This is a genomic window from Sandarakinorhabdus rubra (genome assembly GCF_010994245.1).
Taxonomy (GTDB): Bacteria; Pseudomonadota; Alphaproteobacteria; order Sphingomonadales; family Sphingomonadaceae; genus Sandarakinorhabdus; species Sandarakinorhabdus rubra.
The window spans coordinates 1-4,984 of sequence record NZ_WMHO01000192.1 but is presented as its reverse complement, the minus strand read 5'-3'; the positions used below and the strand labels follow the sequence as shown (position 1 = coordinate 4,984).

Sequence of the window (4,984 nt, the reverse complement as noted above, 5' to 3'; positions counted from 1 at the left end):
CCAGCTCAGCCGCACCAGGCCGGGTGGATTCGGCGCCGACATCGATGATCGCGGCGCCGGCCCGGTGCATGGCATGGGCAGCGGCCACGGCCGCATCCGGCGCAGCGTGCCGCCCGCCATCGGAAAAACTGTCAGGGGTGACGTTCAATATGCCCATCACCAGCGGCAACGGATGGGCAAAGCGGGCCAGCAGCGGGCGCGGCCGCGTCAGCCGGTCCAACCAGTCGCCCGGCAGCTCGCTGGCCGCCACGAAGCCTTCGCTGCCGGCGCGGGTCAGCAACTCGGCGCGGGCAAAGCGAAAGGGGCCGCCGGCCAGCGGCAGCCCCTCGCCTTCGGTCAAGATGGGGCGATAATAGCGCCTCACCAGATCTTCACGCGCTTGTCCGGCGGCAGATAGAGCTTGTCGCCCGGCTTGACGCCGAAGGCCTGATACCAGGCATCGAGATTGCGCACCGTCTGCGCCCGAAAGCGGTTGGGCGAATGCGGATCGCTGGTCAGCAGCTGCAGCTGCAGCGGCTCGCGATACTTGCCGCGCCAGACCTGGGCAAAGCCGAGGAAGAAGCGCTGCTCTCCAGTGAAGCCGTCGATCACCGGCGCCGGCTTGCCGCCCAGCGACCGCTTCCATGCATCCCATGCGATCTGCAGTCCGGCAACATCGGCGATATTCTCGCCCAGCGTCAGCTGGCCGTCGATGCGCTTGCCGGGCAGCGGTTCATAGGCGGCATATTGGTCGACCAGCGCCTTGGCCAGCGTCTCGAAGCGTTCGACATCGCCCTTGGTCCACCAGTCCGCCAGCCTGCCGGTCTTGTCATATTTGCGGCCCTGGTCGTCGAAATGGTGCAGGATCTCGTGGCCGATCACCGCGCCGATGGCGCCATAGTTCACCGCGTCGTCGGCCTTGGGATCGAAGAAGGGCGGCTGCAGTATGGCAGCCGGGAACACGATCTCGTTCCACACCGGATAGGCATAGGCATTCACCTCCATCGGCGCCATCAGCCATTCGCTGCGATCCACCGGCTTGCCCAGCTTGGCGACCTGGCGGGCATGTTCGAAGGCCAGCGCGCGGCGGCGGTTGCCCAGCGCGTCGCCCTTCACCACCTCCAGCCCGGCATAATCACGCCACTTGTCGGGGTAGCCGATCTTGGGCGTGAAGGCGGCGAGCTTAGCGCGCGCCACGGCGCGGGTTTCCGGCGCCATCCAGGCAAGGTTCGCCAGCCGCGCATCGAGCGCGGCGATGATGTTCTTCACCAGCGCATCGGTCTTGGCCTTGGCCTCTGGCGGGAAATGCCGCTCGACATAGAGCGCACCCACCGCTTCGCCCAGCGCATCGGTGGTCTGGTCCACGCCGCGCTTCCAGCGATCGCGCAGCACCTGCTGGCCGGTGAGGGCCCTGGACAGCTGGAAGCTGGTGTCGACAAATGCCTTGGGCAGCACACCGGCATAGCCAGCCAGCAGGCGCAGGCGGGCATAATCCTGCCACACCGCCAGCGGCTCGCTCTCGATCAGCCTGGCCGAACCGGCAATCGCGCTGGTCTGCGCGATCACCACGCGGTCCAGGCTGCCCAGCTGGGCGCCGGCCAGGAAGGCATCCCAGTCGAGGCCGGGATAGAGCTTGGCCAGCTCGGCGCGCGTGGCCGGGTTGTAGGTCTTGTCGGCCTCGCGGCTTTGCGCCGGCGTCCAGTGCACGGCGGCGATCTTGGCTTCCAGCGCAAACACCGCATCGGCGCGCGCTTCGGGGCGGTCGAGGCCGGCGAGGCGGAACATTTCGGCGGCATAGCGGCGATAGGCGGCGCGGGCCTGCTCGAACTGTTCGCCGGTGGCCGTGTAATATTCGCGTTCGGGCAGGCCGAGACCACCCTGATAGCTGGTAACCGCCACCTGGTCGGGGTTCTTGTCGTCGGCGCTGATGCCCAGCAGCAGCGGCGCATTGAGGCCGGACACCTGCCCACGCCCGAGCCAGGTCGACAACGCACGGCGATCGTTGATGGCAGCGATGGCATCAAGCTCGGGCGCCAGCGGCGTCAGGCCGGCAGCCTCAATCGCCGCCTCGTCCATGAAGCTTGCATAATAGTCTCCAACCTTCTGGGCCGTGCTGCCGGGCGCGGCGCGCTGGGCCGCCGCCGCCTCGATGATGGCGCGGGTGCGCTCCCGGCTCAGATCATCCAGCACATAGGTCGGGCCGGCGCCGGCGCGATCGGCCGGGATTTGCAGATTCTTCAGATACACGCCGCTGGCAAAGGCGTTGAAATCGTCGCCGGGCTTCACGCTGCGGTCCATGCCGCCGGTATCGAAACCGAAGCTGCCGATCGCGGGGGTTTCAGCAGCGATGACAGCGCAGGGGCTGGCGGTGGCAAGGACCAGGGCAAGCAGGAATCGACGCATCAAACGGCTCCATCAGTCGTAGGCGCCGTGTATTAGCGAGATGATACGCCCGGCTCAAGAGCAGCCATGCCGCAGCGCTGCGGCAGCCGACACAGGCCAGAGCGTCTGGCGGGGGCGAGACAAGGGTGCCAAACGTCAGGCGTGCGCCGCAGTGGCTTGGCGAAACGCCTGACGCTTGGCATCCAGAGGCACAAGCTGGCCTTCTTCTTCTACGTGCCAGAAGGTCCAACCGTTGCAGCTCGGCAGGTTCTGCGCCGCGGCTCCCATCTGATGGATGGATCCCTGGCGGCCAGCCATGTCGAGGCTGCCATCAGCGCGAACGCGGGCGTTGGCGCGGCGGCCCGGACCCCAAAGGCGTGTGCCGGGGCGGACATAGCCGCTCTCGACGAGACTGCCGAACGGGATGCGTGGCTCCGCGCGCTTGCCCTCGCTGATTTCCATGGCGCCGCCTTCCAGCGGCAGCAGGTTCGCGATGCGCTGCTCGGCAAGGCGAACATAATGTTCCTCACGCTCGATGCCGATCCACTTGCGGCCGAGCAGCTTGGCGACCGCACCCGTGGTACCGGTGCCGAAGAAGGGGTCCAGCACCACGTCGCCGGGGCGGGTGCAGGCGATGAGGATGCGATACAGCAGCGCCTCGGGCTTCTGGGTCGGGTGCGCCTTGGCGCCGGCCGATTTCAGCCGTTCGCCGCCCGTGCAGATGGGGATCAGCCAGTCCGACCGCATCTGCAGGTCGTCGTTCATCGCCTTCATCGCCTGGTAGTTGAAACAGGCGCGGCTGCTTTCCGAGCGCGCCGCCCAGATCAGCGTCTCGTGCGCGTTGGTGAAGCGGGTGCCCTTGAAGTTGGGCATCGGGTTGGCCTTGCGCCAGACGATGTCGTTCAGCAGCCAATAGCCCTCGTCCTGCAGAGCAGCGCCAACGCGGAAGATGTTGTGATAGGAACCGATGGTCCAGATCGCGCCATCGGGCTTCAGCAGCCGCCGCGCCGCCTTCAGCCAGGCGCGGGTGAAGGCATCATAGGCGGCAAAGCTGGCGAACTGGTCCCAATGATCGGTCACCGCGTCGACATGGCTGCCATCAGGCCGCGACAGCTCGCCCCCCAGCTGCAGATTGTAGGGCGGATCGGCAAAGATCAGATCGACGCTGCCGGCGGGCAGCCGGTTCATCTCTTCAATGCAGTCGCCCATCAGCACGCGCCCGGTGGGCAGCCTGGGTTGCGGCTTGCGACCGTTCAGCCCGGTCTCCACGCCCAGGTTGTCGGCATCGCGCAGGTCGCTGGCTCGAAAGGCGTTCATGGCGAAGGGCTCCGCAGAAAAAGCGAGCCCGTGATGAGTCAGCTGCGAGTCGCAGTCAAGAATCCATTTGGAATCAAGAAGATTCCCTGATTCGCCGCAAAGCCGAATCAAACCGGGAACGCCACCACATGTTGAGTCCGACGTGACGTGCCGGACTCAACCCCTTGTGGTGTTGCCCGGCGGACTCACCCCGAACTTTCTTCGCACAGCGCCCGGATCGGCGCGAAGCTGCGGCGATGATGCACGGTGACGCCCAGGCGTTTCAGGGCGGCGGCGTGGGCGGCGGTGCCATAGCCCTGGTTCGTCGCCCAGCCATAGCCGGGGTGCTGCAGATCCAGATCGGCCATGATCGCATCGCGCGTCACCTTGGCGATGATCGAGGCTGCCGCGATCGCCGGCTCCGATCCGTCGCCACCCACGATGGCCCGTGCTGGCCAGCGCCATTTGGGCAGGCGGTTGCCATCCACCAGCACCAGCGCCGGTTCGACATCGAGCCCGGCGACGGCGCGCGTCATGGCCAGATATGTCGCCTGCAAGATGTTGAGCCTGTCGATCTCGACCACGCTCGCCAGGCCGACTCCGATCCGGCACCGGCTCGCGCGCAAGGCCGCGAACAGCGCCTGCCGCCGCGCTGCCGAGAGCTTCTTGCTGTCATCCAGCCCGGCCGGAACCGGGCCATCAAGGATCACCGCGGCCGCCACCACCGGCCCCGCCCACGGCCCGCGCCCGGCTTCGTCAACACCGGCAATCATGGGCCAGCAATCACACCCGCCACGGGGGAAAGCGGCGGTTCTCGCCGGCGGCATAGAGGCAGACCGGGTTGCCCGCGGGATCGCGCAGCCGGGCCTCGCGCCACAACCACGGCTGGTCCTGCGGCAACTGTTCGAACATCACCCCGGCAGCCTGCAGCTCCGCCACCCACGCATCGAGGCGGCCAGACTCGAAATAGACCATGGCCCCGCCCGCCTCGCCATGGCCGACATGCAGCGACAAGGTGGTGCCGTTGCCGGCTTCGAGGCGGGCATAGCCATTGTCCGGGCTGTCGACGATCAGCCGCAGGCCAAGCTGGCGATAGAAGGCGATGGAGGCGGCAAGATCGGTGGCCGGCAGTGTCACCTGGTTGAGCACCGGCGGCAGCGCGGTGATATCATTCATCACGCCGGCATGGCCCATTGGCCCGGCCCCCTGCCCCAGCCCCGGCGCGGACAGCAGTGCGATCCGCACGAAGGCGCGCGCCCGCGCCACCGCTTCGGCCAGCGCCAGCCCCTGCCCCAGCCCGCAGGCCAGCGCCGCCGAAAGCGTGCAG

At 67.5% G+C, this 4,984-nt stretch carries 5 protein-coding genes; all 5 read right to left on the bottom strand.

The genetic code is table 11. From position 1 onward, the window contains the following. The coding region (locus GJV64_RS15650; protein WP_408014988.1) for a dihydropteroate synthase at nt 1-364 on the bottom strand (364 nt) is incomplete at its 3' end. After that, nucleotides 361-2,382: a M13 family metallopeptidase gene (locus GJV64_RS15645; protein ID WP_164157322.1), complete on the bottom strand. Its 2,022-nt coding sequence runs from the start codon at nt 2,380-2,382 to the stop codon at nt 361-363. The genes GJV64_RS15650 and GJV64_RS15645, both read right to left, overlap by 4 nt. Nucleotides 2,383-2,517: 135 nt before the next feature. Next, entirely contained in the window at nt 2,518-3,678 is a 1,161-nt protein-coding gene (locus tag GJV64_RS11270) for a site-specific DNA-methyltransferase (RefSeq protein WP_164157321.1), read from the bottom strand. 185 nt (nt 3,679-3,863) lie between these two features. After that, entirely contained in the window at nt 3,864-4,430 is a 567-nt protein-coding gene (locus GJV64_RS11265) for a ribonuclease HII (protein ID WP_235927706.1), read from the bottom strand. A gap of 10 nt (nt 4,431-4,440) precedes the next feature. Next, nucleotides 4,441-4,984 (bottom strand): VOC family protein (locus GJV64_RS11260; protein ID WP_205599605.1); only part of this gene is annotated, 544 nt, incomplete at its 5' end.